Origin of the sequence: Rhodococcus sp. NPDC080181 (genome assembly GCF_040702225.1) — a bacterium.
Taxonomy (GTDB): Bacteria; Actinomycetota; Actinomycetes; order Mycobacteriales; family Mycobacteriaceae; genus Rhodococcoides; species Rhodococcoides fascians.
The window spans coordinates 58076-83858 of sequence record NZ_JBFBKN010000013.1; the positions used below are offsets into that span (position 1 = coordinate 58076).

The 25783-nt window shown below is 64.5% G+C and carries 23 protein-coding genes and 2 tRNA genes; 17 read left to right on the plus strand and 8 right to left on the minus strand.

Going from position 1 to position 25783, the window contains the following annotated elements; all coding sequences use genetic code 11:
* Nucleotides 1–3 precede the first annotated feature (3 nt).
* From ettA to AB0O58_RS16315, 5 genes are all read left to right on the plus strand, one after another.
* A complete protein-coding gene (ettA, locus tag AB0O58_RS16295; RefSeq protein WP_027497597.1) occupies nucleotides 4–1683 on the plus strand; it encodes an energy-dependent translational throttle protein EttA in 1680 nt (559 codons plus the stop codon).
* Between the two features lies 1 nt (nucleotide 1684).
* Nucleotides 1685–2101, plus strand: coding sequence for a thioesterase family protein (locus AB0O58_RS16300; protein WP_027497596.1), 417 nt, complete (start codon nucleotides 1685–1687; stop codon nucleotides 2099–2101).
* A 135-nt stretch (nucleotides 2102–2236) separates the two neighbouring features.
* Nucleotides 2237–7072, plus strand: coding sequence for an NAD-glutamate dehydrogenase (locus tag AB0O58_RS16305; RefSeq protein ID WP_206498216.1), 4836 nt, complete (start codon nucleotides 2237–2239; stop codon nucleotides 7070–7072).
* A gap of 42 nt (nucleotides 7073–7114) precedes the next feature.
* Nucleotides 7115–7579 carry a thioesterase family protein gene (locus tag AB0O58_RS16310; RefSeq protein ID WP_045841282.1) on the plus strand — a complete coding sequence of 155 codons (465 nt, stop codon included), beginning with the start codon at nucleotides 7115–7117 and terminating at the stop codon, nucleotides 7577–7579.
* On the plus strand, nucleotides 7572–8261 hold the full coding sequence (locus AB0O58_RS16315; RefSeq protein WP_032374457.1) for a hypothetical protein: 690 nt from the start codon (nucleotides 7572–7574) through the stop codon (nucleotides 8259–8261). Before AB0O58_RS16310 ends, AB0O58_RS16315 begins: the two co-directional genes overlap by 8 nt.
* Nucleotides 8262–8301: 40 nt before the next feature.
* Here the strand turns inward: AB0O58_RS16315 and AB0O58_RS16320 are convergent, their stop codons facing one another.
* Entirely contained in the window at nucleotides 8302–9885 is a 1584-nt protein-coding gene (locus tag AB0O58_RS16320; RefSeq protein ID WP_283541621.1) for a glycoside hydrolase family 13 protein, read from the minus strand.
* A 213-nt stretch (nucleotides 9886–10098) separates the two neighbouring features.
* Here AB0O58_RS16320 and AB0O58_RS16325 point away from each other — a divergent pair, with 213 nt between their 5' ends.
* Nucleotides 10099–10557 carry a cupin domain-containing protein gene (locus AB0O58_RS16325; protein ID WP_032399526.1) on the plus strand — a complete coding sequence of 153 codons (459 nt, stop codon included), beginning with the start codon at nucleotides 10099–10101 and terminating at the stop codon, nucleotides 10555–10557.
* A gap of 33 nt (nucleotides 10558–10590) precedes the next feature.
* On the opposite strand, the gene AB0O58_RS16330 is transcribed toward AB0O58_RS16325, so the two are convergent.
* Nucleotides 10591–10986, minus strand: coding sequence for a globin (locus tag AB0O58_RS16330; protein ID WP_027497590.1), 396 nt, complete (start codon nucleotides 10984–10986; stop codon nucleotides 10591–10593).
* 50 nt (nucleotides 10987–11036) lie between these two features.
* On the minus strand, nucleotides 11037–11996 hold the full coding sequence (locus AB0O58_RS16335) for a mechanosensitive ion channel family protein (RefSeq protein ID WP_045841372.1): 960 nt from the start codon (nucleotides 11994–11996) through the stop codon (nucleotides 11037–11039).
* A 231-nt stretch (nucleotides 11997–12227) separates the two neighbouring features.
* On the opposite strand from AB0O58_RS16335, the gene AB0O58_RS16340 reads away from it, so the two are divergent.
* From AB0O58_RS16340 to AB0O58_RS16350, 3 genes are all read left to right on the plus strand, one after another.
* Nucleotides 12228–12890, plus strand: a complete 663-nt coding sequence (locus tag AB0O58_RS16340; RefSeq protein WP_174557300.1) for an HNH endonuclease — start codon at nucleotides 12228–12230, stop codon at nucleotides 12888–12890.
* Between the two features lie 81 nt (nucleotides 12891–12971).
* On the plus strand, nucleotides 12972–13223 hold the full coding sequence (locus AB0O58_RS16345; protein WP_027497587.1) for a hypothetical protein: 252 nt from the start codon (nucleotides 12972–12974) through the stop codon (nucleotides 13221–13223).
* Nucleotides 13210–13689, plus strand: a complete 480-nt coding sequence (locus tag AB0O58_RS16350) for a DUF5130 family protein (protein WP_032368213.1) — start codon at nucleotides 13210–13212, stop codon at nucleotides 13687–13689. Before AB0O58_RS16345 ends, AB0O58_RS16350 begins: the two co-directional genes overlap by 14 nt.
* 117 nt (nucleotides 13690–13806) lie before the next feature.
* Here the strand turns inward: AB0O58_RS16350 and pepN are convergent, their stop codons facing one another.
* On the minus strand, nucleotides 13807–16380 hold the full coding sequence (pepN, locus tag AB0O58_RS16355) for an aminopeptidase N (protein WP_222058567.1): 2574 nt from the start codon (nucleotides 16378–16380) through the stop codon (nucleotides 13807–13809).
* Nucleotides 16381–16537: 157 nt separating this feature from the next.
* On the opposite strand from pepN, the gene AB0O58_RS16360 reads away from it, so the two are divergent.
* On the plus strand, nucleotides 16538–17155 hold the full coding sequence (locus AB0O58_RS16360; RefSeq protein WP_032370209.1) for a DsbA family protein: 618 nt from the start codon (nucleotides 16538–16540) through the stop codon (nucleotides 17153–17155).
* Nucleotides 17156–17233: 78 nt separating this feature from the next.
* Here the strand turns inward: AB0O58_RS16360 and AB0O58_RS16365 are convergent, their stop codons facing one another.
* On the minus strand, nucleotides 17234–17893 hold the full coding sequence (locus AB0O58_RS16365) for a DUF429 domain-containing protein (RefSeq protein WP_366238510.1): 660 nt from the start codon (nucleotides 17891–17893) through the stop codon (nucleotides 17234–17236).
* Nucleotides 17894–17912: 19 nt separating this feature from the next.
* Between AB0O58_RS16365 and AB0O58_RS16370 the strand changes: the two genes are divergently transcribed.
* The gene (locus tag AB0O58_RS16370; RefSeq protein WP_032374451.1) at nucleotides 17913–18392 is read left to right on the plus strand and encodes a ribose-5-phosphate isomerase; all 480 of its coding nucleotides are present in this window, start codon (nucleotides 17913–17915) and stop codon (nucleotides 18390–18392) included.
* Entirely contained in the window at nucleotides 18393–19187 is a 795-nt protein-coding gene (locus AB0O58_RS16375; RefSeq protein ID WP_206498214.1) for an Fpg/Nei family DNA glycosylase, read from the plus strand.
* Nucleotides 19188–19197: 10 nt separating this feature from the next.
* On the opposite strand, the gene AB0O58_RS16380 is transcribed toward AB0O58_RS16375, so the two are convergent.
* Both AB0O58_RS16380 and AB0O58_RS16385 read right to left on the minus strand, forming a co-directional pair.
* Nucleotides 19198–19992 (minus strand): hypothetical protein, encoded by a 795-nt coding sequence (locus AB0O58_RS16380; RefSeq protein ID WP_032400027.1) that lies wholly within the window; start codon nucleotides 19990–19992, stop codon nucleotides 19198–19200.
* A 111-nt stretch (nucleotides 19993–20103) separates the two neighbouring features.
* Nucleotides 20104–20177, minus strand: a tRNA-Gly gene (locus AB0O58_RS16385).
* A gap of 170 nt (nucleotides 20178–20347) precedes the next feature.
* On the opposite strand from AB0O58_RS16385, the gene AB0O58_RS16390 reads away from it, so the two are divergent.
* The 5 genes from AB0O58_RS16390 to clpX all read left to right on the plus strand — a co-directional run bounded on the left by AB0O58_RS16390 (nucleotide 20348) and on the right by clpX (nucleotide 24902).
* Nucleotides 20348–20421: transfer RNA gene (locus tag AB0O58_RS16390), tRNA-Pro, on the plus strand.
* Nucleotides 20422–20522: 101 nt separating this feature from the next.
* A complete protein-coding gene (gene tig, locus AB0O58_RS16395; RefSeq protein WP_032368208.1) occupies nucleotides 20523–21902 on the plus strand; it encodes a trigger factor in 1380 nt (459 codons plus the stop codon).
* Nucleotides 21903–21985: 83 nt separating this feature from the next.
* Nucleotides 21986–22636, plus strand: a complete 651-nt coding sequence (locus AB0O58_RS16400; protein WP_072692168.1) for an ATP-dependent Clp protease proteolytic subunit — start codon at nucleotides 21986–21988, stop codon at nucleotides 22634–22636.
* A 47-nt stretch (nucleotides 22637–22683) separates the two neighbouring features.
* The gene (locus AB0O58_RS16405) at nucleotides 22684–23325 is read left to right on the plus strand and encodes an ATP-dependent Clp protease proteolytic subunit (protein WP_008715342.1); all 642 of its coding nucleotides are present in this window, start codon (nucleotides 22684–22686) and stop codon (nucleotides 23323–23325) included.
* Nucleotides 23326–23621: 296 nt separating this feature from the next.
* Nucleotides 23622–24902 carry an ATP-dependent Clp protease ATP-binding subunit ClpX gene (gene clpX, locus AB0O58_RS16410; protein WP_027497577.1) on the plus strand — a complete coding sequence of 427 codons (1281 nt, stop codon included), beginning with the start codon at nucleotides 23622–23624 and terminating at the stop codon, nucleotides 24900–24902.
* A 77-nt stretch (nucleotides 24903–24979) separates the two neighbouring features.
* On the opposite strand, the gene AB0O58_RS16415 is transcribed toward clpX, so the two are convergent.
* Nucleotides 24980–25783 (minus strand): N-acyl homoserine lactonase family protein, encoded by an 804-nt coding sequence (locus AB0O58_RS16415; RefSeq protein ID WP_052061414.1) that lies wholly within the window; start codon nucleotides 25781–25783, stop codon nucleotides 24980–24982.

Sequence of the window (25783 nt, forward strand, 5' to 3'; positions counted from 1 at the left end):
GGCATGGCTGAATTCATTTACACCATGAAGAAGGTGCGCAAGGCGCACGGCGACAAAGTGATCCTCGACGACGTGACGATGAGCTTCTACCCGGGAGCGAAGATCGGCGTCGTCGGCCCGAACGGCGCCGGTAAGTCGAGCATCCTCAAGATCATGGCGGGAATCGATCAGCCCGGAAACGGTGAGGCGTTCCTCGCTCCCGGTGCCTCGGTCGGCATTCTCATGCAGGAGCCGATTCTCGACGACACCAAGACCGTTCGCGAGAACGTCGAGGACGGCCTCGGCGAGACGATGGTCCAGCTCAAGCGCTACAACGAGATCGCCGAGCTGATGGCAACCGACTACTCCGACGAGCTCATGGAAGAGATGGGCGAGCTGCAGGAGAAGCTCGACCACGCCGACGCCTGGGAGATCGACTCGCAGCTCGAACAGGCGATGGACGCGCTGCGCTGCCCGCCGCCCGAGTCCCCGGTCACCAACCTCTCCGGTGGTGAGAAGCGTCGCGTCGCCCTGTGCAAGTTGCTGCTCAGCAAGCCCGACCTGTTGCTGCTCGACGAGCCGACCAACCACCTCGACGCCGAGAGTGTGCTGTGGCTCGAGCAGCACTTGGCCGCCTACGCCGGTGCCATTCTCGCCGTGACTCACGACCGGTACTTCCTCGACCACGTCGCGCAGTGGATCGCCGAGGTCGACCGCGGACATCTGTACCCGTACGAGGGCAACTACTCGACCTACCTGGAGAAGAAGGCCGAGCGCCTCGAGGTCTCGGGCAAGAAGGACCAGAAGCTGCAGAAGCGACTCAAGGACGAACTCGCCTGGGTTCGCTCCGGTGCCAAGGCTCGCCAGGCCAAGAGCAAGTCTCGTCTGGCTCGCTACGACGAGATGGTGGCCGAGGCCGAGAAGACCAGGAAGCTCGACTTCGACGAGATCCAGATCCCCAACCCGCCGCGCCTCGGCGACGTCGTGGTCGAGGTCAAGAGCCTCGATAAGGGCTTCGACGGCCGCGTGCTGATCAAGGATCTGTCCTTCACGTTGCCGCGCAACGGAATCGTCGGCGTTATCGGACCCAACGGTGTCGGTAAGACGACACTGTTCAAGACCATCGTCGGGCTCGAGGAGCCGGACGGCGGCGAGGTGAAGATCGGGCAGACCGTCAAGCTCAGCTACGTCGACCAGAACCGCTCCGGCATCGACTCGAAGAAGACGGTCTGGGAAACGGTCTCCGACGGCCTGGACTTCATCACCGTGGGCAACTCGGAATTCCCGTCGCGCGCGTACATCAGCTCGTTCGGATTCAAGGGCCACGATCAGCAGAAGCCCGCTGGAGTTCTCTCCGGCGGTGAGCGCAACCGTCTGAATCTGGCAATGACGCTCAAGCAGGGTGGCAACCTGATCCTGCTCGACGAGCCGACCAACGACCTCGACGTCGAGACACTCGGATCGCTCGAGAACGCGCTCGAGGAATTCCCCGGTTGCGCCGTGGTCATCTCGCACGACCGGTGGTTCCTGGACCGCACCTGCACCCACATCCTGGCGTGGGAAGGTGGCTTCGGAGACAACGAGGCTGCCTGGTACTGGTACGAGGGCAACTTCGAGGGCTACGAGGCCAACAAGGTCGAGCGGCTCGGCCCCGACGCGGCGCGTCCCCACCGCGTCACGCACCGGAAGCTGACCCGAGACTGACATGTCGGCACAGACCTTCACCTGCACACTTCAGGTGCGGTGGGGTGATTCCGACCGCCTCGGGCACGTCAACAACACCCGGTTCGTCGAGTACCTTCAGGAAGGCCGCGTTCAGTTTCTGAACGCGGTCCTGGGGGGCTCGAAAGGTCGCGGCGCGGTGGTGGTTCGTACGTTGACCACCAACTTCTTGCACCCGATCCTGGACGACTCCGGCCCGCTGGTGATCGAGCTGTGGATCACTCGTATCGGGACCACCTCGTACGGCGTTCGGCACGTCGTCACCGATCGAAACGGAACGGTGTGTGCAGACGCGGAGGCACTGATGGTGGCCTTCGATCTCGACACCTCCTCGTCCAGGCCGCTGCGCGAACACGAACGAACTGCACTGAGCGAGTATCTACACAGCGATTCGTCCTGACTGCCGGATCGGCCTGACGCGCTGGTTCCCGAGATCTCTGCGGTTGCGGGGTCACCCGCACTAGGGTCGAGGGGTCATCGACGACCGGCGATCGGCGGGCGTCGGGAAATCCTCACGAGGGAGTACTCGAAAACAATGTCACGCTCGCTTGACCTGACCGACGACGACTGGGCCGACCGGCTCGACGACAGGCTTGTGGCCGAGTTGGCGACATTGCGTACGGAGTATTTCGAGCACACCGACGCCACTGCGGTCGCAGTGTCCGCGCATACCCCCGACATCACCTCTTTCCGACGGCACGTTCGGCTCGCCGCAGAGCGGCGGCTGCCGGGGACGGCGAAAGTGGCGGTCCATCGACCGAACGAGTCTGCAGCACAGCAGGCTGCGGGAAGCTACCTACAAATCGTCACCGACGACATGCCGTTGCTGGTCGAATCGATCATGTCGCTGCTCTCGCGTCTCGGCATCGAATACACCGACGTGGTCCATCCCATTCTCTCCGTCGATCGGAACGCAGAAGGAGTGCTCGTCGGGCTGAGCTCGGCCGGCATCGCCGAATCCTGGATACACGTCCAGCTGCACCCGTCCACCTCCGACGATGCCGTCGCGCAGTTGGAAGAGGAGACGAGTCGAGTACTCGCCGATGTGCGTCAGGTCGTCGGCGACACCGACGAGATGCGTCGCGTGCAGGCTGCCGTGGCCGATCGGTTGGACGGTGTCGCCGCGGCGTCCGGCGACCTCGATTCCGAAGCAGCCGTCGCACACCGGGATGCGGCTGCCTTGCTGCGTTGGCTGGGCGACGGCCATTACACCTTGCTGGGTTACCGGAGATACACGATCGACGGTAGCGACGGTGACCGAACCGCAACCGGTGTGGAATCGAGCAGCCTGGGTGTGCTGCGCGATGCCGGTCAACATGGAGACGGACCCGAACCGGTCGGTGAGCGCGACCTGGTTGCTCTGACGCAGGGTCCGAACCCCGCCACGGTTCATCGTGCTGTCTACCCCTATTTCGTCAGTGTGATCGACGCCGACGACTCCGCCGAGCATCGATTCGTCGGAGTCTTCACCGTCACCGCGCTGCACGAGAACGTCCTCGACATTCCGGTGATCGAGCGTCGAGTGCGGTCGGTGATCGCCAAGGCCGGCCATGATCTCGGGTCCTTCTCCGGCCAGGCCATGCTCGAGGTGCTGCAGTCGATGCCGCGGTCGGAACTGTTCGCGACCTCTGCTTCGTGGCTGTTCGAAACGGCGAGTGCTGTTCTGGCGCTGGGTCGCCGGCGCAAGGTCAAGCTGTTCGTGCGACCCGATGCGTGTGGGTCCTTCGTCAGTGCTCTGGTGTACCTGCCGCGAGATCGCTACACCACTCGCGTCCGACTCGCGATCCAGGACCGACTGCTCCGAGAGCTCGGTGGTACCTCGCTCGACTACACCGCACGCGTCACCGAATCGGATCTCGCGCTGCTGCACGTGACGGTGCGCCGCGCACCGGGCACTGTCTCTCCCCACCTGTCCGCCGACGACATCACCCGGATCGAAGCGGCGCTGACCGAGACCACCCGAACGTGGGAGGACTCGTTGGGTGACGCCGTGTCCCTCGACCGAGCCGTCGACCCGGCGCGCATTCAGCGCTACACCGAGGCTTTTCCCGAGGCGTACAAGCAGGACTTCAGTCCGGCCAGGGCCGTCACGGACATTGCCCGCCTCGAAGCACTCGGCGACGAAGCGATCGACATGCAGCTCTACCGAAACGAGCGTTCGGCCGTGGGGAGTTGGCGCTTCTCGCTGTACATCGGCGGTGCGGGCGTATCACTGTCCCAGGTGTTGCCCATTCTGCAGAGTCTCGGTGTGGAGGTCGACGACGAGCGGCCGTACCCGGTGGTGCGTCCGGACGGAATGTCTTGCTGGATATACGATTTCGGTCTCTCCGCCTCGCGTGAGATGTTGCGCTCGGCCATCGACGGGGACCTCGACGCCGAGCTGTCCGAGGCAGGCACGGCCGATCGCGAGAGCCGGGTCCAGCATCGATTCACCGACGCATTCGCGGCCGTGTGGAGCGGCGCGGCAGAAGCGGATCGTTTCAACGAACTGGTGATGCGTGCAGGTCTGCACTGGCGGCAGGCCGTGGTGTTGCGTGCATACGCCAAGTACCTGCGGCAGGCGGGTTTTCCCTACAGTCAGTTCAACATCGAGGGCGTCCTCCTGGCGCATCCGCGTACCGCGCGGCTGCTCGTCGGACTGTTCGAGGCGCAGTTCGACCCCGAGACCAGTGCCGAGGCGGACGCGCAGGCCATCGGAACCCAGCTCGGCGAGCTGATCGACGAGGTCGTCAGCCTCGATGCCGACCGCATTCTGCGCAGCATGTTCGAGCTCATTCGAGCGACGTTGCGCACCAACCACTTCGTGGTGGGATCCGACGGTGCACATCGCCCGTACCTCTCGCTCAAGTTCGACCCGCAATCCATCGCAGAGCTGCCCAAACCGAAGCCCACGTTCGAGATCTTCGTGTATTCCCCGCGCGTCGAGGGGGTGCATCTGAGGTTCGGTGCGGTGGCCCGAGGCGGGTTGCGCTGGTCCGATCGACGGGAGGACTTCCGGACGGAGATTCTCGGGCTCGCCAAGGCTCAGATGGTCAAGAACGCAGTCATCGTGCCCGTCGGGGCCAAGGGTGGATTCGTCGTCAAGCGTCCTCCGGTGACCACCGGTGAAGCCGACCGAGATCGACAGGCATACGCCGAGGAAGGCAAAGCCTGCTACCGACTGTTCATTGCCGGGTTGCTCGACATCACCGACAATCTCGACCGCGCCACCGGGTCGGTATCGGTCCCTACCGGGGTGGTGCGCCGCGACGGAGACGACACCTACCTCGTCGTCGCGGCGGACAAGGGCACCGCGACCTTCTCCGACATGGCCAACGGCATCGCTGCCGAGTACGGATTCTGGCTCGGTGACGCGTTCGCGTCCGGTGGATCCGCCGGATACGACCACAAAGCCATGGGAATCACCGCGAAGGGTGCGTGGGAGAGCGTCAAGCGGCACTTCCGTGAGCTCGGAATCGACACGCAGAGTCAGGATTTCACGGTCGTCGGCGTCGGCGACATGAGCGGAGACGTATTCGGTAACGGCATGCTGCTGAGCCGACACATTCGCTTGCTCGCGGCGTTCGACCACCGGCACATCTTTCTCGACCCCGACCCCGATCGGGAGTCGTCGTTCGCCGAGCGGGAGCGCTTGTTCGCCCTGCCGCGGTCGTCGTGGGCGGACTACGACACCTCGCTCATCAGTGCCGGCGGAGGGGTGTGGGAGCGGACCCGCAAATCCGTACCCATCAGCGCCGCAGCACGTTCGGCCCTCGGGTTGGACGAATCGGTTGCTGCACTGTCACCACCAGAGTTGGTGAACGCGATCCTGAAGGCTCCCGCCGATCTGCTGTGGAACGGCGGAATCGGCACCTACATCAAGGCTTCCAGTGAGAGCAACGCCGAAGTCGGCGACAAGGCCAACGATGCAGTGCGGGTCGACGGCGTGGATGTGCGGGCGGCCGTGGTGGGGGAGGGCGGAAACCTCGGTGCCACCGCACTGGGCAGGATCGAGTACGCCGCAGCCGGCGGCAAGATCAACACCGACGCCGTCGACAACTCGGCGGGCGTCGACTGTTCCGATCACGAAGTCAACATCAAGATCCTGCTCGAGACTGCCATCACCAACGGAAACCTGGCGCGCGAAGACCGCGATGAGCTGCTTGCGTCCATGACCGACGAGGTCGGGCGATTGGTGTTGTGGGACAACATCATGCAGAACGAGTTGCTCGGTACGTCCAGATTCGACGCACCACATCTGGTGACGGTGCACAGCCGGGTCATCGAGGATCTGGAGACGCGTCGAGGGCTCGACCGGGAGCTCGAGGCTCTGCCCACCGAGGCCGATCTCCGTCGTCGCAAGCAAGACGGGCGTGGACTGACGTCGCCGGAACTCGCGACGTTGATGGCGCACGTGAAATTGGCACTGGAAGCTGAACTGCTCGACAGCGAGCTTCCCGACAGCGACGTCTTCGCCCCCCGGCTACCCAAGTATTTCCCCGAGCCACTGCGGGATCCGTACGCAGATGCCATCAAGGCGCATCCGCTACGGCGTCAACTGGTGGCGACGACGCTCGCCAACGAGGCCATCGACTGTGGTGGAATCACCTACCCGTATCGGTTGACCGAGGACTCCGGTGCCGCAGGCACCGACGCCATTCGCGCGTTCGCCGCGGCCACCGAAATCTTCGGCCTCGACGAGGTGTGGGATTCGATTCGTGCGGCCGACGTACCCACCGCAGTGTCCGCCGAGCTGCTGCTCGAATCGCGTCGCATGCTCGATCGAGTATCCCGGTGGCTGTTGGCCAATCGGCCGCAGCCGTTGGCGGTCGGGGCCGAGATCAGTCGCTATGCCGGGCAGGTTCGCGCTCTGCAGCCGCGGGTCGCGTCGTGGATCTCCGGTCACCAGGCGGTCGATTTGGACCGGCGTTCGGGGGCCGCGATGGAACGAGGTGCTCCGGCCGAGCTGGCACGTCGGATCTACGGCTTGCTCGACGTGTACTGCTTGCTCGACATCATCGATATCGCCGACATCGTCGACCGGGACGGGGCGGAGGTGGCCGAGCTCTACTTCGCGCTCGACGCGCACATCGGCATCGACTGGTTGCTCACCGCGGTCTCGAAGCTTGCCCGCGGCGATCGATGGCATTCGTTGGCGCGCTTGGCTCTTCGTGACGATCTGTACGCCTCCCTTCGCGGAATCACCAAGGCCGTGTTGGCCGCGGGCGAACCGGACGAGTCGGTCACGGAGAAGATCGCCGAATGGGAATCGACCAATTCGTCGCGGTTGGCCCGCTCGCGTGCAGCGCTCACCGAGATCGCCGAGACGGGGACGCTGGACCTGGCCACACTCTCGGTTGCCGCCCGACAGGTGAGAAACATGGTTCCCTGACACCATGGAACTTCCGTTCGATCGAGAAGAGGTAGTAAGCGCGTGAGTGTGCCCGACGACCATCTGTCCGACAAGCGACCCGCCACCGAGCGGGTGGGCTTTCACGCCGCTGTGGATGTGCGGTGGTCGGATATGGATGTGTATCAACACATCAACCACGCGCGAATGGTGACGTTGCTCGAAGAGGCGCGGATCCCGTGGCTGCTGGTGGACGGCAGGCCGACTGCGAATCTGCGTCACGGTGCCGTCATTGCCGATCTGCACGTGAAGTATCGCGGCCAGCTGCGACACGAGGACGGACCCCTCGACGTCTTCATGTGGATCGATGCGGTCCGCGCGGTGGACTTCGTCGTGGGGTACGAGGTGCGGGCACGCGGGGCGTCGCTGGATACTCCGGCAGCGGTGGTGGCGTCGACGCAGATCGCGGCGTTCGACATCGACGCGCAGCGACTGCGTCGGCTCACTCCCGCCGAGCGCGAGTTCCTGGTGAGTTGGCAGCGTGTATGAGCGCGTTCTGACCGTTCCCGATGCGGTCGAGCGGGAGAACCTCCAGACGTTCTGCAGCAGGGCATTGCGCTTGGACGAGGCTGCTGTCGTTCGGTTGCGCACTCGGGCCGGCGGGGGCGTGTCGTGTTGGGCGGCAACCGGTTTCGATGCGCTCGCCGCGCGTGTGATTGCGGGAACCATCGTGCCCGACGACACCAGTGCGGGTGCCGATGTGTTGGTGTCCGCACTGCAGAACGCGGACGACGGCGTGATCGACCCGGGCTTCTCGATGGACTCCGCGTGGCGTGGCACCCTTCCTCCCGACAGCGGATTCGAGCATCTCGACGACGTCCCCGCGCGGGTGCTCATCGGACTCGCACAGCGCGGTGCGGCACTGGCGAAGGAACACGGCAGCAGTCACGGGCCGCCGAGCTCGTTGCTCGAACAGCAGGTGTTGCACGTGACCGGTGACGGCGACGACGTCTCGGTCACCATGCGCACCGTATTTGCTTTGACCGCAATGGGTTTCGTGCCGCACGACGGCAACGATCCGTTGACGATCGACGTCGACCCGGAGAGGATCGCCGCCGCAGAGGTGGTACGAGTACGCGCCACCAAGGTGTGGTTGCGCCTCGACGCCAGGTTCGGGTCGGTGTTCGTTCGCCGCCCGGGCCGACAGTTGTCGCTCACCGTCGAACGCTGAGCGTGGCCGGTCGGCCGGTTCGGCCGGCCGGCCGGCCGGCTCAGACGAGCCAGGCGGCCGCGTTCGCGGGAAGCATCCCGTCGACCAGCGGAGTGCTGGTCAGCAACACTTCGCCGGGTGGGAGTGGGATCGACTCGTCGGAGGCGTTGAGGGCGCAGATCAAGCCCCCGCGGCGCCGGAAGGCCAGGCACCCGGGAGGGGCACCGTACCAATCGATTCCGCCGCCGGTGAACTCCGGCCGCAGGGTGCGCAATTCGAACGCCGTGCGGTACAGGCTGAGCATCGAATCGACCTCTTCGAGCTGCGCCTCGGCGGTCAGCCCCTTCCACTCCGGCGGCATCGGCAACCAGGTGCGATCGGTGGTGGAGAACCCGAACGGAGGGGCATCACCCTCCCACGGCATGGGGACTCGGCAGCCGTCGCGTCCGCGCTCGGTGTGCCCGGACCGCTCCCACACCGGGTCCTGCAGGGCGCTGTCGGGCAGCTGCACGTTCGGTAGCCCGAGCTCGGCACCGTTGTAGACGAAGATTGTTCCAGGAACGGCCAATTCGACGAGAATCATGGCCCGGGCCCGGTGATAGCCCAGGTCTCCGTCGCCGTATCGGGTGACCTCGCGTTCGACGTCGTGGTTCGACAGTGTCCACGTCGGGGTGCCCCCGACCAGTTCGACGGCCGCGAGCGAGTTGGAGATCGCATCGCGGATGGTCTCGGCGTCGAAATCGACACTGGCCAAGCGGAAGTTGAAGCCCAGGTGCAGCTCGTCGGGGCGGATGTATTCGGAGAACCGGACGTTGTCCTGGACCCAGATCTCGCCGACCGTCACCGCGTGGGGGTATTCGTTCATGACGGCTCTGATGCGGCGGTGCAGTTCGTGGACTCGGGGGTTGTTGAACCGGGGATCGTCGTCGTCGTTCTTCATCAGTGCGTTGAACTCGAGGCTCATGTCGGCCAGCTCGGCAGGTTTTGCCATGCCGTGGGCGACGTCGAGTCGAAATCCGTCGACGCCTCGGTCCAGCCAGAACCGAAGTGTGCGCGCGAAGTCGTCGAAGACCTCGGGGTTGTCCCAGTTCAGATCCGGTTGTTCGGGCGCGAAGATGTGCAGGTACCACTGACCGGGGGAGCCGTCCTTCTCGTCGACTCGCGTCCAGGCGGGACCCCCGAAGATGCTCGGCCAGTTGTTCGGCGGCCGCGAACCGTCGTCGCCGAGCCCGTCTCGAAAGATGTAGCGCGCTCGCTCGGCGCTGCCACGAGGGGCGTTCAGAGCCGCCTGGAACCACCGGTGTTCGTTACTGGTGTGATTGGGCACCAGATCCATCGTGACCTTGATGTCGCGGGCGTGCGCCTCGTCGAGCAACGCGTCGAAGATCTCGAGACTGCCGAACATGGGGTCGATGTCTCGGGGGTCGGAAACGTCGTAGCCGTGATCGGCCATGGGCGACCGCGTGATCGGTCCGATCCAGATGGCGTCGATACCGAGCAATTCGAGGTAGCCGAGCTTGTCTCTGATGCCGTCGAGATCACCGATTCCGTCACCGTTCGCATCTGCGAACGACCGGGGATAGATCTGGTAGAAGACGGCGTCCTGCCACCACGACAACTCGGTGCTTTCGATCGGATCGGTCACAACTGGCAATAGTGCCAAACGAATGGGCTGCGAACGATTCGAGGGCGCTGGGGTGCACCCGGCACCCTGCACTGGCGGTCGATCGGAAGGTAAAGGATTGTGCTCATTCACATGACCGACACGTATCCCCACGTTTGGAAAGTGTTGTATGTTCTGCAACGTAAAATGTGCAGCGGCCGGTGCCGCGCCCGACGGTGAGGACGCGACGACACCATGAGAACCTCGACCATTGCTGTGCGGCTGGAAGATGTTTCGCTCTCCGACAGTCCCATCGAACCCACGTGGATCCTCGAGGGAAACCCGCGGGCGCGCGTCGCGGAGTGGTCCAGAAGCACCGACGGCACCACGACCACCAATGTGTGGGATTGCACGGCCGGTCGCTTTCGGTGGTACTTCGCAGTCGACGAGATCGTCCACATCATGGACGGGTCGGTCGTGGTGTCCAGCGAAGACCACGCGCCCCGGACTCTGGTCGCCGGCGACGCAGCGTTGTTCCGGGCCGGCACCTGGTCGGAGTGGCACGTCGAGAACTACGTGCGCAAGCACGCCATCTTGCGGCAGCACCTGCCCGCGCCGCTGAGCTTCGTGCTCGGGGTAGCCGGCTCGCTCCGCCGCCGGCTCGGCCGCCTCCGAGGTGGCGCAGCGGGCCTGCGGCGAGGCGCATCGCTGTAGTTCGTGACGCCGTAGAACGTGACGCCGTAGCTCTCAGATTGCCGAGTTCATCATCGAATTGGCGGCCATCTCCATGTAGTCGACGAGTTGCGTTCGGTGCGCAGAATCCAGGACCGCCGGGTCGATCGAGGCGATCGCGATGTGCATGCATCGAAGCCAGGCGTCACGTTCGAGCGGCCCGATCCGAAACGGGTTGTGCCGCATCCGCAATCGTGGATGACCACGTTCGTCGGAGTACGTACGAGGCCCGCCCCAGTACTGCTCGAGGAACATTCGCATCCGCCGTTCGGCCGGAGCCAGGTCCTCCTCGGGATACAGGGGCCGCACGATCTCGTCCTTGGCCACTTCCTCGTAGAACTTCGCCGTGAGCAACCGGAACGTCTCCGCACCGCCGACCGCGTCGTAGAACGTCTGCTGCGGTTCGGTCATCACACTCTCTCTGTTCGTTCCTCGTCGGCGTCGGTCACGCTCATTGTCCCTCAGCTGCTGCTCTCGACTGCAACCCCACCCGGACGGCCCAGCGCATACGGGGCTTTGATACCGGCATCGTCGAACGACTGCAGGATGTCGCGGTGGAGGCGACGCTGCACTGCCCATTGGCGGCCGGGTCGGGTCTTGATCGTGATCCGGATGGTCACGGTATCGGCGCTGACGGCATTGACGCCGAGCATCTCCGGGGGTTCGAGGATGTCACTGTCGAAGTCGCCGGAGTCCACGACCTCGTTGGTGGTTCTCTCGGCCACCGCGCAGGCCTCGTCGATGTTGGCCGTGTGGGAGACGGGGAGGTCGAGGACAGCTACCGCGAACCCTTGGCTCATGTTGCCCACCCGCAGAACTTCACCGTTTCGGCAGTACCACACGGTGCCGTTGACATCTCTGATCGTGGTGACGCGCAATCCCACGCTTTCGACCGTGCCGATCGCCTCACCGAGATCGACGACGTCGCCGACCCCGTACTGATCCTCGAGAAGCATGAAGATTCCGGACAGGAAGTCGCGGACGAGGTTCTGCGCACCGAAACCGAGGGCGACACCGACGATCCCCGCCGACGCGATGAACGGGGCGACGTTCACACCCACGACGTCGAGCACCGACAGCACGAACCAGGTCAGGATCATGACCGACACCGCAGATCGGAGTACCGAACCGATCGTGTTGGCCCGCTGTCTGCGCCGTTCGTTGAGTATCTCGCCCTTCACCGTTCCCGAGGACCGGTCGCGTAACGGCCGGAGAAGTGCAGGTGATCGGCCGGCGTCGTGTCGAGTGAAGCGGTCGATCATTCGGTGCAACACGAGCCTGAGCACGATCGCCAGAACCAGATAGCCGAGGATCTGCAACGGACGGTCGACCAGCCAGTCGCGTCCGGTGTCGGTCAGTTCGAATGCTCGGGTGTCGAGCTCACGCAGCAGCGAAGGTTCGGGTAACGGCGATACGGACAGAAGGGTTGATACAGCCACCCGAAAAGTCTACGGAGACACAGAAATCTTGCCAGTCACGCAGCGCATAGCGGTATCGATCCTCGAACTCGCTGATCGGAAACCGGAATGTTCACCGATCGGCAACAGAAAATGCGCAGAAAAAGGCTGTGCGCGGGCGGTGTATTCGTGTTCCACTGTGAACCGTGTTCCACGCAAGCCATGCGCGGGCGCCGACACTCCCTGGAGTAATGCATGAAGAACTCTCAACACCGCCACCGACAACTCCCGCCCACTGAGGGCCGCACCACGCACGACCAGCGTGAGACGGCCTCGGGGGCTTCTCCGCTGCGCGTGGTGCCGACGGCCCACAACGCCACGGGCGACGACGCCGTCCCGGCGTGGGTCAAGCGCCGTGTGCTGCTGCTCAACGCAACTTTCGAACCACTGACCGCGCTTCCGATGCGCCGGGCGGTGGTTCTTCTCGTTTGCGGCAAGGCCGACGTGATCCACGACGATCCGGAGGGGCCGTTCATCCGGTCGGCCGATTACTCCGTCCAGGTGCCGTCGGTGATTCGATTGCGGACGTTCGTCCGAGTTCCCTATCGAGCGCGGGTGCCGATGACGCGCGCGGCACTGATGCATCGCGACAGATTCCGCTGCGCCTATTGCGGCAGCAAGGCCGAGACCGTCGATCACGTCGTGCCTCGCAGCCGCGGCGGCGGCCACTCGTGGGAGAACTGCGTGGCGTGCTGCGCCTCCTGCAATCACCGCAAGGCGGACAAGCTGCTCAGTGAGATCGGGTGGACGTTGCGAGCCCAGCTCGTGCCGCCGAAGGGCCCGCACTGGCGTCTGCTGGCGACCACCAAGGAGTTGGACCCGAGCTGGTTGGCGTACCTCGGCGAAGGTGCTGCCTGACTGTCGGCCGTTGGCTCTTTTCGGTCACAACACCGGCCCCGACGTGGTCCGACGGGCAATTGTCGACTAACGTCACACCCCGTGAGCATTTTGGAGACCACGCTGATATTCGGGGTGATTCCGGTTGCGGTGATCGGAATCGTCGGCGCGCTGTCCTACTTGACCGACAAGCAGCCGGGGATGGACGTCGCTCCGTACCGGCTGACGGACGAGTGGACGCGCGAGCCATTGCTGTGGAGCGCTACGGACGAGGTGACTCCGTTCGGGGGCCACGGATCGCACGACGCGGACACAGCCGATTCGATCGGAGGTGCTGCAAGTGGCAAGTGGTGAACTGGTACGTGGCGGTGACATCCGAGAAGAGGACCTGCCGTTCGGGGCTGCGCTGACGGCGAGTGGTCGCGTATCGGTGGCACACGAGTTCGGCACGCCGAGCCCGGAGCACCTGCCTTTCGCGACGCAGGATCTGGTCGCGCTCGACGACGCACTGAGCGAGGCGACCCGGAAGACGAAGATTCGGTTCAACATCTACGTCGGTGACCTGGGGGTCGATCCGGCTGCGGGAGCGGATTCGGTCTTCCCCGGCACCCCCGATGCGATTCGTTCGGTTCTGATCGCTGTCGACCCCAACCGGCACGCGCTCGAGATCCGCACCGGAAAGCGAGTCTCGAACCGCGCTACCGATCGGGTTGCTCAGCTCGGCGTCACCGCTGCGCTCGGCCCGTTCCGCGACGGCAACCTCATCGACGGTCTCGTGACCTCGGTCCGCGTGATGGCAGCATCCATCCTCGCGCCGTAGCTCGTCGCGCTCCATCCCCGTAGTTCTCGGCCGGCGGTCCCGGCGACGACGAGGGCCGGTTGCATCCCACCTTCGCGGGTGAGACGCAACCGGCCCTCGTCGTGTGTGTACCTGTGATCAGGCGGCGTCGTATGCCCGGGCGGCGAGTGCCCGAACGACTCCGGCCCGGCCTTCGATCACCAGTCGGCGCAGAGCAGGTGGAAGGTCGCCATCGAGGAACCTGTCGGCTGCGGCCAACGACTGCTCGCTGATCGACCACGAGGGGTAGAGACCAACCACGACGGTCTGTGCGACTTCACTCGATCGACGAGCCCACACGCCGTCGATCGCCTCGAAGTAGCGGTCGACGTACGGCTCGAGTAGTTCGCCCTGGCCGGGGCCCGCGAAACCACCGATGATCGATCGCGCCGTGATGTTCGGAACCGCGTCGTCGTCGACGACGGTCGTCCATGCCCGCTCCTTCACTTCGGCACTGGGACGCGCAGCTCGTGCAGCGGCAGCCGACCGCGCCCCGGCGGCGGTGTTGTCCTTCTCGGCTTCGGCATCGATGACCGGCGAGTCGAGCCCGTCGGCATCGATGGCTCCAGCCGCTGCAAGAGCGGTGACGATGCGCCACCGCAGATCCGTATCGATGTCGAGTCCGGCCAAGGACTGCCCCTGGGCGTCACCGTCCAGGAGAGCGCGCAATACCTCGACATGGCGCTCGCTGAGTTCGGTACCGGTCAGAGCATTGACGAACGCCAACTGGTGATCCGAGCCCGACTCGGCACCGCGGGCCAGCTCGAGAACTGCGTCGGCGAACTCGGGGACTCCGTGTTCGGCCGCCCACGCCGGATCGGCGTAGCTGGTGACAGCCGTCTGCGCCTGGAGCAGAAGGCGTTGCACCACACCCACTTCGGTCTCGCTACCGATTCCGCGCTGGACCAGAGCCACGAAGTCGCGTGCCTTCATCTCGGCGGACCGAGTCATCTCCCATGCGGCCGACCAGGCGAGAGTGCGGGGGAGCGACTCGGCGATGTCGCCGATCCGATCGACGAGAACACCGAGCGAATCCGGATCGAGCCGCACTGCGCAGTACGTCAGGTCGTCGTCGTTGACCAGCACGAGCTTGCCGCGCGAGACACCTACGAGCGCTTCGACATTCGTCGATTCGGCAGCATCGAGGTCCAGCTCGACGCGGTCGGTACGCACCAACTTGCCGTCGACGTCGTCGTAGATGCCGATCGCGATGCGGTGTACGCGATGCTCGCCCGCGCCCGGTGCTGCGCCGGTCTGCGACACTGCGAACCGGGTGAACTTGCCCTCCGAGTCGACGTCGAAATCGGGGCTCAGAGTATTCAGGCCGGTGGTCCGCAGCCACTGCGCACCCCAATCGGAGAGATCGCGACCCGATGACTTCTCCAGTGCCGCAAGCAGATCCGAGAACGTTGCGTTGGCGAACGCGTGATCGACGAAGTAGGCCCGCAACCCGGCCAGGAAGTCTTCCTTACCGACGTACGCAACCAGTTGCTTGAGCACGCTGGCACCCTTGGCGTACGTGATGCCGTCGAAGTTGACCTCCACGGCGGCCAGATCGGGGATGTCCGCGGCGATGGGGTGCGTCGAGGGCAGCTGGTCCTGTCGGTATGCCCAGGCCTTCTCGACGTTGGCGAACGTCGTCCACGCGTTGGTGTACTCGGTCGCCTCGGACTGGCACAACACGGAGGCGAACGTCGCGAACGACTCGTTGAGCCACAGGTCGTCCCACCACGTCATCGTCACCAGATCGCCGAACCACATGTGCGCCATCTCGTGCAGCACGGTCTCGGCGCGTCGCTCGTAGGAGTACCGCGTCACCTTGGACCGGAAGACGTAGTCCTCGAGGAACGTGACGGCCCCGGCGTTCTCCATGGCACCGGCGTTGAATTCTGGCACGAACAGCTGGTCGTACTTGCCGAACGCATACGGGGTGCCGAAGTTCTCGTGGTAGAAACCGAAACCCTGCTTCGTCTCGGTGAACAGTCGCTCGGCATCCATGTGTTCGGCAAGCGATGCGCGGCAGTAGATTCCGAGAGGGATGGTGCCGTGATCGTCGGTGTACGAATCGGTCCACTCGGCGTAGGGACCGGCGATCAGAGCAACCAGGTACGTGCTCATCAGCGGCGTCGTATCGAACACGTGCTCACCTGCGGCCGGTTCGGCACCGTGCGCTGCGTTGGAGATGACGGTCCAGCTCTCGGGAGCGGTGACCTTCAGGTCGAACGTGGCCTTGAGATCGGGTTGATCGAAGCACGCGAACATGCGCTTGGCGTCCGCAGTCTCGAACTGCGAGTACAGGTACACCGAACCGTCCGACGGATCGACGAAACGGTGCAGGCCTTCGCCGGTGTGCGAGTAGACGCAGTCGGCATCGACCACGAGTTCGTTGTGTTCGGCGAGATCGACCAGAGCCAGCCCCGTCGACTCGTCGTAGTTCGTCGTGTCGAGCGCTGTGCCGTTGAGCGTCGCCGACCGGATGGTGCCTGCGACGATGTCCACGAAAGTCGACGCTCCGGCGGTCGCGGCGAACGTGATGGTGGTGAGCGAGCGGAACGTCTTCTCGCCGGGATTGCCCTCGCCGTCGGTGAGATCGAGAACGATCGCGTACTTCGTTTCCCCGATGATCGCCGAGCGCTCGGAGGCTTGGTCACGCGTCAGGTTGGGAGCAACCACTTCAGTCGACACCTCTTCGTGTAGTTATGGGTAGTGCCGTCCATCCCATCACGTCCGCCGTGTCGCGCGCTGGCTGACGGGTCGCGTGGAATGTCCGCGCGGTGGCCGGGTGTTACGACATGAAGAGACAGCGACATCGACTTTCGAGGAGCAGACAGTGGCCGGTTCAGGACAGAAAGACACCGCTGATTTTTGGTTCGACCCGCTGTGCCCATGGTGCTGGATCACCTCACGTTGGATTCTCGAGGTCCAGCAGGTGCGCGACATCGACGTCAACTTCCACGTCATGAGCTTGGCCGTCCTTAACGAGGGCCGCGACCTGCCCGAGGAGTACGCCGCGATGATGAAGAAGGCGTGGGGTCCGGTGCGGGTGGCGATCGCCGCGGCGAAGAGCAACGGCGACGAGATCCTCGCGCCGCTGTACGCGGCCATGGGCACGCGAATTCACAACGAGGGCAACAAGGATTTCGACGTCGTCATCCGAGAGTCCTTGGCCGAACTCGACTTGCCCGCCGATCTCGCCTCGGCAGCCGAGAGCACCGATTACGACGAGGACCTACGCACCAGCCACCACGCAGGAATGGACAAGGTCGGCCCCGATGTGGGCACTCCCACCATTCACGTCAACGGCGTGGCGTTCTTCGGCCCTGTGCTCTCGCGGATTCCACGCGGTGAAGAGGCAGGCAAGTTGTGGGACGCGTCGGTGATCTTCGCGGCGTACCCGCACTTCTTCGAGCTCAAGCGCACCCGCAACGAGGACCCGCAGTTCGACTGATCGCGAGACCCTCGTGCGTGGAAACTCGTAGCAGGATCCGAACTTTCACGCACGAGGGGCTGGTTCACGCACGGGGGATCAGGCGACGATTCGATCCGAGCCGTTGTCGGTGCCGAACGTCAGATGCTCGCCCAGATGGAAGCGCCTGGCCGACCACGCCGCTGCGGCGGCATCGAGGACGTCGTCGACGAGCGGCCCGTTCGGCAGGTCGTCCAGATCGAGATCCCCGGTCCATCGTGTCAGTGCGGCCAACCGTTGCCCGACGCCGCGGCCGGTCTTCTTCGATGCGTAGACCGTGGTCGGTGACATCGCCCTGAACGAGCATTCGGGATGCACTTCGACGTACCGTTCCGGATCGAAGTCCGAATCTCGCCACGCCCGGACCGCGGGCAAGATGTGCCACGTTTGTTTACTGATCGCCTTGCCGGTCTTCGACCGCGAGATCGAGCACGCCTGTTCGTACGACACCGCGCCCAGAACATCCGCGACCGGGGTGTGAAAGATCGAACTGCGCGCCGTCCCCAGGAACTTCTTCGCCTCCAGTTCGCTGACGCGATAACCGTCCACGGGTAGCGACAGCGGCATGTCGACGCCCACTCGCGCGCAGTCTCGGGTGTGCTCCAACACGTCGGAGACGGAGGAGCAGGCCGTCCACGTCACTCTCGTGCCGTCGAACAATGCGACCACCCACGCACCCTTCGCGCCGTCGACACCGGCGAATTTCTCGGCTCGTGACATCACCTGTCAGACTCTAGGCATGCGCGTATACCTGGGTGCCGACCACGCCGGCCTCGAGTTCAAGAATCAGATCATCGAACACCTGACGGCAACCGGGCACGAGCCCGTCGACTGCGGTGCCTTCGACTACGACCCTGTCGACGACTACCCGGCCTTCTGCATCGACGCAGCACGTCGCGTCGTCGCCGATCCGGGCAGCCGCGGCCTCGTGCTCGGCGGATCCGGAAACGGCGAGCAGATCGCCGCGAACAAGGTGCCGGGCGCACGCTGTGCCCTCGCGTGGAGCGTCGAGACGGCAAAGTTGGCTCGCGAACACAACGATGCGCAGCTCATCGGCATCGGCGGCCGCATGCACACGTTGCCCGAAGCACTGGCCATCGTCGACGCGTTCCTCGGCACCCCGTTCTCGGGCGAGGAGCGCCACCAGCGTCGCATCGACATCCTGTCCGAGTACGAGCGCAGCGGCGAAGCACCCGAGGTTCCGGGAAAGCCCGAGTAAGTGCCCGAAGGGCATACCCTGCACCGACTCGCTCGGTTGCATCAACGTCGGTTCGGCGGGGCACCGGTGGAGGCGAGCAGTCCCCAGGGACGGTTCGTTTCCGGTGCCGCGCTGATCGACGGCCTCGTCCTCGAGAAGGCCGAGGCGTGGGGCAAGCATCTGCTGCACCGCTACGAATCCGACCTGATCGTGCACATTCACCTCGGCCTGTACGGAAAGTTCACCGAACACGCTGTGCCTTTGGACGATCCGGTGGGTGCGGTGCGTCTGCGCATCGTGGGGGAGAAGTACGGTGCCGACCTCCGCGGCCCCACGGCCTGCGAGATGTACACCGAGCAGCAGGTCGACGCCCTCCTGGCGCGTCTGGGGCCGGACCCGCTCCGCAAGGACGCCGACCCGGATGCGGCCTGGGCACGAATATCCAAGTCACGCACGGCCATCGGCACGTTGCTGATGGATCAGAAGGTGCTCGCCGGCGTCGGCAACGTCTACCGCGCCGAGATCCTCTTCCGGCACGAGATCAACCCGATGCGGCCCGGAAAGGACCTCGACCGAGCCGAGTGGGACGCCATCTGGCTCGATCTCGTGGACCTCATGGCCATCGGTGTCCGACGCGGTCGCATCATCACCATCCGGCCCGAGGACGATCACGGCGACACCTACGGTGCCCGCCGACCGCGTTCGTACGTCTACCGCAGGGAAGGCCTCCCGTGCCGCGTGTGCGGAGCCGAGATCCTGCACTCGACGATGCAGGCGCGAAACCTGTTCTGGTGCCCCGTCTGTCAGGCGACGTAGGGCCGGCGAGCTAGAACCCGCCGAAATCCCCTCCGCCTCCGCCGCCGTCGAAGAAGCCACCGCCGTCTCCGCTGTCGAAGAAGCCGCCGCCGTCACCGCCGTCGTTACCTGCTCCGGCGTCGCCACCGTCGTAATTGTCGCCAGCACCCCCGTCGGAACCGTCCGCACCCAGGTCGCCACCCGCTGCGGTCTCGTCCGGAACCCCGGCCATGCCGGAGAACATCGCCGAGAACAGGAACATCGAGCCCATTCCCCATGCGCCGGCGACCAAGGCCGGACGCCACCACGGTTCGGAGTACCAGCCTGCGGGGACGGGTCGGCCCGCTACTCGTCCGCCGGGGTAGTAGTTCGGGGTCCGGTCCGACGGGTCCGGTGAGGCCGCGATCTCTCGTCCCTCGAAGTCGACCTTGCGTTCCTCGGTGACACGGCCTGCCTGCTGTTGGCCGTCGATGCCCTGCACCTCGGGGCCCGGGTCCATGCCCATCGCCAGGCGCGCTGCGCGAATGTAATAGAGCCCTTCCAACGCGGTCTGCTTGGCCAGCCTCGCCTGCTCGACGGTTGTCGCCTGGTCGATCTGCGAGCCTGCTGCGATATTGCGCTCGGATGCGTCGGCGAGGGCCTGCTTGGATGCGGTGTCGGAGCCGACGAGGTTGTAGACCTGGCCGCCGAGCCGTTCGATCGACTGGCGGGCGTCGGCCTTGGCATCGGCCAGTGCGGTGGCCGCGGCTGCGGCGGACTTCTTCTTGCTGCGAAGCACCAGCAGTGCCACTACGGCCACGACGATGACGATCAGGACGATTTCCACTTCTGAGCCTTCCATCGGCGATACATGTCCAGTTCGTCCGATTCACTCGAACACTGTCGACGATACGCGGACACGAAAAAGCCCCGCACTCGTGAAGTGCGGGGCTTTCGATGGAGCCGATGACGAGAATCGAACTCGCGTAGCCTGTTTGGAAGACAGGGGCTCTACCATTGAGCTACATCGGCGTGCAAACAACAGTCGTGGGATCGCCAGTTCCGTCGCCTGCGTTTCAAGACTGTACCCAAAGTGGTTGCCGGATTCCAAACCGGCCCGTCGAGCCCGGTCTCACGGAACGTCATGGGTGGGGCGCCCATGAGGGGCTACTATCGGTTGCTGTTCAATGGTGTCCGTACGACGGGGTGTGGCGCAGCTTGGTAGCGCATCCGCTTTGGGAGCGGAGGGTCGCAGGTTCAATTCCTGTCACCCCGACAAATGAGAGCCGCGGGCACGGCTCACCGTGCTCGTGGCGAGCGGAAGACAGCAAGCCAGAACTGCCAGCAAGCAAGAATCACCACAAAGGAGCATGTCCCGTGAAGAGCACCGTCGAGCAGCTGAGCCCGACGCGAGTCCGTATCAACGTTGAGGTGCCCTTCGAGGAGCTCAAGCCTGATTTCGACCGCGCGTACAAGGCTTTGGCTCAGCAGATCCGTCTCCCCGGATTCCGTCCCGGCAAGGCTCCGGCCAAGTTGCTCGAGGCGCGAGTCGGCCGTGGTGCAGTACTCGAGCAGGTCGTCAACGACGCTCTTCCCTCTCGCTACTCCGAGGCCGTGACCAACGAGAAGGTCAAGGTCATCGGCCAGCCCGAGATCGAGATCACCAAGATCGAAGACGGCACCGAGCTCACGTTCACCGCCGAGGTCGACGTGCGTCCCGAGATCGAGCTGCCGGATTACTCGACCATCAGCGTCGTCGTCGATCCGCTCGAGATCAAGGACGAAGCCGTCGACGAGCAGCTGCAGTCGCTCCGTCAGCGTTTCGGAACCCTCACCGGTGTCGATCGCCCGGTTCAGTCCGGCGACTTCGTGTCCATCGATCTCTCGGCCACGGTCGACGGCGAGAACGTCGAAGAGGCCACCGCCAGCGGACTGTCCCACGAGGTCGGCTCCGGTCAGCTCATCGAGGGCCTCGACGACGCGATCATCGGCGTCTCGGCCGGCGAGTCGAAGGAGTTCACCTCCACGCTCGTTGCCGGTGAGTATGCGGGCAAGGAAGCCGTCGTCACGGTCAAGGTCGTCTCCGTCAAGGAGCGCGAGCTGCCCGAGGCCGACGACGAGTTCGCCCAGCTCGCCAGCGAGTTCGACACGTTCGACGAGCTGCTCGCCGATCTGAAGACGCGCGTCGAGCGAGTCGCGAAGGTGGAGCAGGCCGGTCAGATCCGCGACAAGGTGCTCGAGACGCTGCTCGAGACCCTCGAGATTCCGGCTCCCGAGGCCGTCGTCAAGGCCGAGGTCGATTCCCAGGTGCACGAGGCCATCCACGGCCTCGATCACAACGAGGAAGCGCTCGCCGAGTTGCTCGAGTCGCAGGGTTCGAGCCGTGAGGAGTTCGACAAGGACGTCAAGGAGGGTGCTGAGAAGTCGGTGCGCACCCAGCTCCTGCTCGACGCCATCGCCGAGGCCGAGAACACTCAGGTCGGCCAGGACGAGCTGACCGAGCGGATCATCTTCCAGGCCCAGCGCTACGGCATGCCGCCCGAGCAGTTCATCCAGCAGGTGCAGCAGGCCAACCAGCTCGGTGCCGTGTTCGCCGACGTCAAGCGCGGCAAGGCGCTTGCCTCGGTCGTCGAGCGCGTCACCGTGACCGACACCAACGGAGCCAGCGTCGACACCGCCGAGCTGTTCGGCAGCCCCGCCGATGCTCCCGACGAGGTCGAAGCAGCTGATTCTTCCGAGGGCGAACAAGAGAAGTAACGCTCACAGCGAACGACGGCGGTTCCGGGACTCCGGAGCCGCCGTCTTTCGTTAGTGTCTGTGTCAGGAACCAACGATTTGTTATGGAAAAGGCAGGTACCGTGACTGTTCAGAATCCGGCGGCTTCGCACGAGCAGAGTCCCGTCATGACTTCGGCCGCAGCAGGGCTGAATCTCAGCGACTCCGTGTACGAGCGTCTGCTTCAAAACCGCATCATTTTCCTCGGTACCCAGGTCGACGACGACATCGCCAACAAGTTGTGCGCGCAGATCTTGCTCCTGTCGGCCGAGGACCCCACCCGCGACATCTCGCTGTACATCAACTCGCCCGGTGGCTCGGTCACCGCAGGTATGGCGATCTTCGACACCATGGAATTCGCCGAGTGCGATATCGCCACCTACGGGATGGGCTTGGCTGCCTCGATGGGCCAGTTCCTGCTCTCGGCCGGTGCGAAGGGCAAGCGGTACGCCCTGCCGCACGCGCGCATCATGATGCATCAGCCTTCGGCCGGTATCGGCGGCAGTGCTTCGGACATCGCGATCATGGCCGAGCAGTTCGCGCACACCAAGCGTGAGATGGCCGAGCTCATCGCTCAGCACACCGGCCAGACCGTCGAGCAGATCACCGAGGATTCCGACCGTGACCGGTGGTTCACGGCACAGGCGGCCAAGGAATACGGGTTCGTGGATCACGTCGTCAGCCGCGCGCGGCAGGCCGGCGGAGTCGGCGAGTAATTCGGCCGCTACCGGCGACCCTCGATCACTCACATCTTGGAGAAACGATGACAAACCTGTTCGATCCCAACCAGTTGCCGTCCTCGCGGTACATCCTTCCGTCCTTCGTCGAGCACTCGAGCTACGGCGTCAAGGAGTCGAACCCGTACAACAAGCTGTTCGAGGAGCGCATCATCTTCCTCGGCGTCCAGGTCGACGATGCGTCTGCCAACGACGTCATGGCACAGCTGCTGGTGCTCGAGGGCCTCGACCCCGACCGTGACATCACGATGTACATCAACTCGCCCGGTGGCTCGTTCACCTCGTTGATGGCCATCTACGACACGATGCAGTACGTCCGCGCCGACGTGGCGACAGTGTGCCTCGGCCAGGCGGCTTCGGCTGCCGCGGTACTGCTCGCAGCCGGCACCCCCGGCAAGCGCGCGGCTCTGCCGAACGCACGAGTGCTGATCCACCAGCCCTCGAGCGGCGGCATCCAGGGCCAGGTCTCGGACCTCGAGATCCAGGCCGCCGAGATCGAACGTATGCGTCGACTCATGGAGACCACCCTCGGCCGCCACACCGGCAAGGATCCCGACGTGATCCGCAAGGACACCGATCGCGACAAGATTCTCACCGCCGAGCAGGCCAAGGACTACGGCATCATCGACACCGTGTTCGAGTACCGCAAGCTCTCGGCTCAGAAGTAGCACGCAAGTACCACCGGTCGGATCGCCTCGCGGTCCGGCAGACGATCGGACGCCGGGCACGAGTGGACAACTCGGCCCGGCTGTCTCGATTCACGCCCCGAATGCCGTGATTGGTGAAAACGGGCGGCGAATCACCGGAAACAACCCGCCCATGTTCGGCGAACACGGGTAGCGTCGCATCCAAGAACTCGGTCGAAGCATCTCGAACTCGGCATGCCATCGATCGAGAAGTAGCCCGTCCTTCCGCGTATGCGGTCGGCCGGGTCGTACGCGGACAAGGAAGTAGGAACCTCCGAATGGCACGCATCGGTGACGGTGGCGATCTGCTGAAGTGCTCGTTCTGCGGCAAGAGCCAAAAGCAGGTCAAGAAGCTCATTGCAGGACCAGGGGTGTACATCTGCGACGAGTGCATCGACCTGTGCAACGAGATCATCGAGGAGGAGTTGGCCGAATCGAGCGAAGTCAAGCTCGACGACCTGCCCAAGCCTTCCGAGATCAAGGACTTTCTCGAGAACTACGTGATCGGCCAGGACGCTGCGAAGCGCACGTTGGCCGTCGCTGTCTACAACCACTACAAGCGCATTCAGGCCGGCGACAAGGCGCGCGATGTGCGCGGCGAATCCGTCGAGCTGGCCAAATCGAACATCTTGATGCTCGGTCCCACCGGGTGCGGCAAGACGTATCTGGCCCAGACCCTCGCCAAGATGCTCAACGTGCCGTTCGCGATCGCCGACGCCACCGCACTGACCGAAGCCGGGTACGTGGGTGAGGATGTCGAGAACATCCTGCTCAAGCTCATCCAGGCCGCGGACTACGACGTGAAGCGGGCCGAGACCGGCATCATCTACATCGACGAGGTCGACAAGATCGCTCGCAAGAGCGAGAACCCGTCGATCACGCGCGATGTCTCCGGTGAGGGCGTGCAGCAGGCACTGCTGAAGATCCTGGAAGGTACCCAGGCCAGCGTCCCGCCGCAGGGCGGACGTAAGCATCCGCACCAGGAGTTCATCCAGATCGACACCACCAACGTGCTCTTCATCGTCGCCGGTGCTTTCGCCGGTCTGGAGAAGATCGTGTCCGATCGCGTCGGCAAGCGTGGTCTCGGCTTCGGAGCCGAGGTGCGTTCCAAGGCCGAGATCGACACGCAGGATCACTTCGCCGAGGTGATGCCCGAGGATCTGATCAAGTTCGGTTTGATCCCCGAGTTCATCGGTCGTCTCCCGATGATCGCGTCGGTGACCAACCTGGACAAGGAATCACTGGTCACCATCCTGTCCGAACCGAAGAACGCGTTGGTCAAGCAGTACCGTCGACTCTTCGACATGGACGGCGTCGAGCTCGAGTTCACGTCCGAGGCACTCGAGGCAATTGCCGATCAGGCGATCCTGCGTGGCACCGGTGCTCGTGGGTTGCGCGCGATCATGGAAGAAGTGCTGCTTCCGGTGATGTACGACATCCCGAGCCGGGACGACGTGGAGAAGGTCGTGGTCACGGCAGAGACGGTCAACGACAACGTCCTGCCGACCATCGTTCCGCGCAAGCCCGAACGCCCGGAGCGACGCGACAAGTCGGCCTGACCAGCTCCGGCACGACACAGAACGAGCCCCGATCATCGAACGCGATGATCGGGGCTCGTTCTGTTTCAGGGAGGTTGTCAGCCGAGGACCGAGATGTGCGGGTGCAGGTCCGGGTCGACCGCAACACACCGCTGCGCCACCAACGGGTCGTGGCCCGGCACGACATGCTCGGGGCTGTCGGCGAGTTCCTTGATCCGGTCGAACGCGCCGAACATGTCCGGCAGGCAGTGCAGAATCGCGAAGGGACTGTCGGATTCGATGTTCTCGTAGAAGTGACTCGCATCCGACGCCAGCACCAGGGTCCCGCGCTCGGTGTGCACGCTGACTACCTGCATGCCCGCGGTATGTCCGCCCACCGCATGCACCGAGAGTCCCGGTGCCAGTTCGCGGTCGCCGTCGACGATGTCGAGACGCGGACTTCCCGTGACGTGGTCGATGTCGGACCGCGAGTGCAACCAGCGTTCCTGCCCGACGCGGGTCGCCCACGGACCGTTCCAGTAGTCGAGCTCTTTCTGCTGGACGATGTAGCGGGCCGACGGCAGATCTGCGACGACTCCGGTGTGGTCGTAGTGCAGATGGGTCAGCACACATACGTCGATGTCACCGGGGGAGATTCCCAGCTCTCCGATGAGGTCCACGGGGGAGCCGACGTAGTCCAGTCCCTTCATCCGTGACGCCGTCGCCGGTGCGAGACCGGCGTCGACGAGGACGGTCTCGGTGTCCGACAGCGCGAGCCACACGTAGTACGCGGTGGGGTGCGGCTCGTGACCGCGCTCGTCCGCATAGTGGAAGTGCTTGCTGCGCAGGGAAGTTCGGCTCGCATAGCGCACGGCGTACACACGCCATTCACCGCTGCGATCCGGTCGCAGTCCGTCGATCAT

Excerpts from the sequence above, each read along its gene's own strand:
- ettA (WP_027497597.1), top strand. The coding sequence starts at position 4 with ATGGCTGAATTCATTTACACCATGAAGAAGGTGCGCAAGGCGCACGGC.
- AB0O58_RS16300 (WP_027497596.1), top strand. The coding sequence starts at position 1,685 with ATGTCGGCACAGACCTTCACCTGCACACTTCAGGTGCGGTGGGGTGAT.
- AB0O58_RS16305 (WP_206498216.1), top strand. The coding sequence starts at position 2,237 with ATGTCACGCTCGCTTGACCTGACCGACGACGACTGGGCCGACCGGCTC.
- AB0O58_RS16325 (WP_032399526.1), top strand. The coding sequence starts at position 10,099 with ATGAGAACCTCGACCATTGCTGTGCGGCTGGAAGATGTTTCGCTCTCC.
- AB0O58_RS16330 (WP_027497590.1), bottom strand. The coding sequence starts at position 10,986 with ATGACCGAACCGCAGCAGACGTTCTACGACGCGGTCGGCGGTGCGGAG.
- AB0O58_RS16340 (WP_174557300.1), top strand. The coding sequence starts at position 12,228 with ATGAAGAACTCTCAACACCGCCACCGACAACTCCCGCCCACTGAGGGC.
- AB0O58_RS16365 (WP_366238510.1), bottom strand. The coding sequence starts at position 17,893 with ATGTCACGAGCCGAGAAATTCGCCGGTGTCGACGGCGCGAAGGGTGCG.
- AB0O58_RS16370 (WP_032374451.1), top strand. The coding sequence starts at position 17,913 with ATGCGCGTATACCTGGGTGCCGACCACGCCGGCCTCGAGTTCAAGAAT.
- AB0O58_RS16400 (WP_072692168.1), top strand. The coding sequence starts at position 21,986 with ATGGAAAAGGCAGGTACCGTGACTGTTCAGAATCCGGCGGCTTCGCAC.
- AB0O58_RS16405 (WP_008715342.1), top strand. The coding sequence starts at position 22,684 with ATGACAAACCTGTTCGATCCCAACCAGTTGCCGTCCTCGCGGTACATC.
- clpX (WP_027497577.1), top strand. The coding sequence starts at position 23,622 with ATGGCACGCATCGGTGACGGTGGCGATCTGCTGAAGTGCTCGTTCTGC.
- AB0O58_RS16415 (WP_052061414.1), bottom strand. The coding sequence starts at position 25,783 with ATGATCGACGGACTGCGACCGGATCGCAGCGGTGAATGGCGTGTGTAC.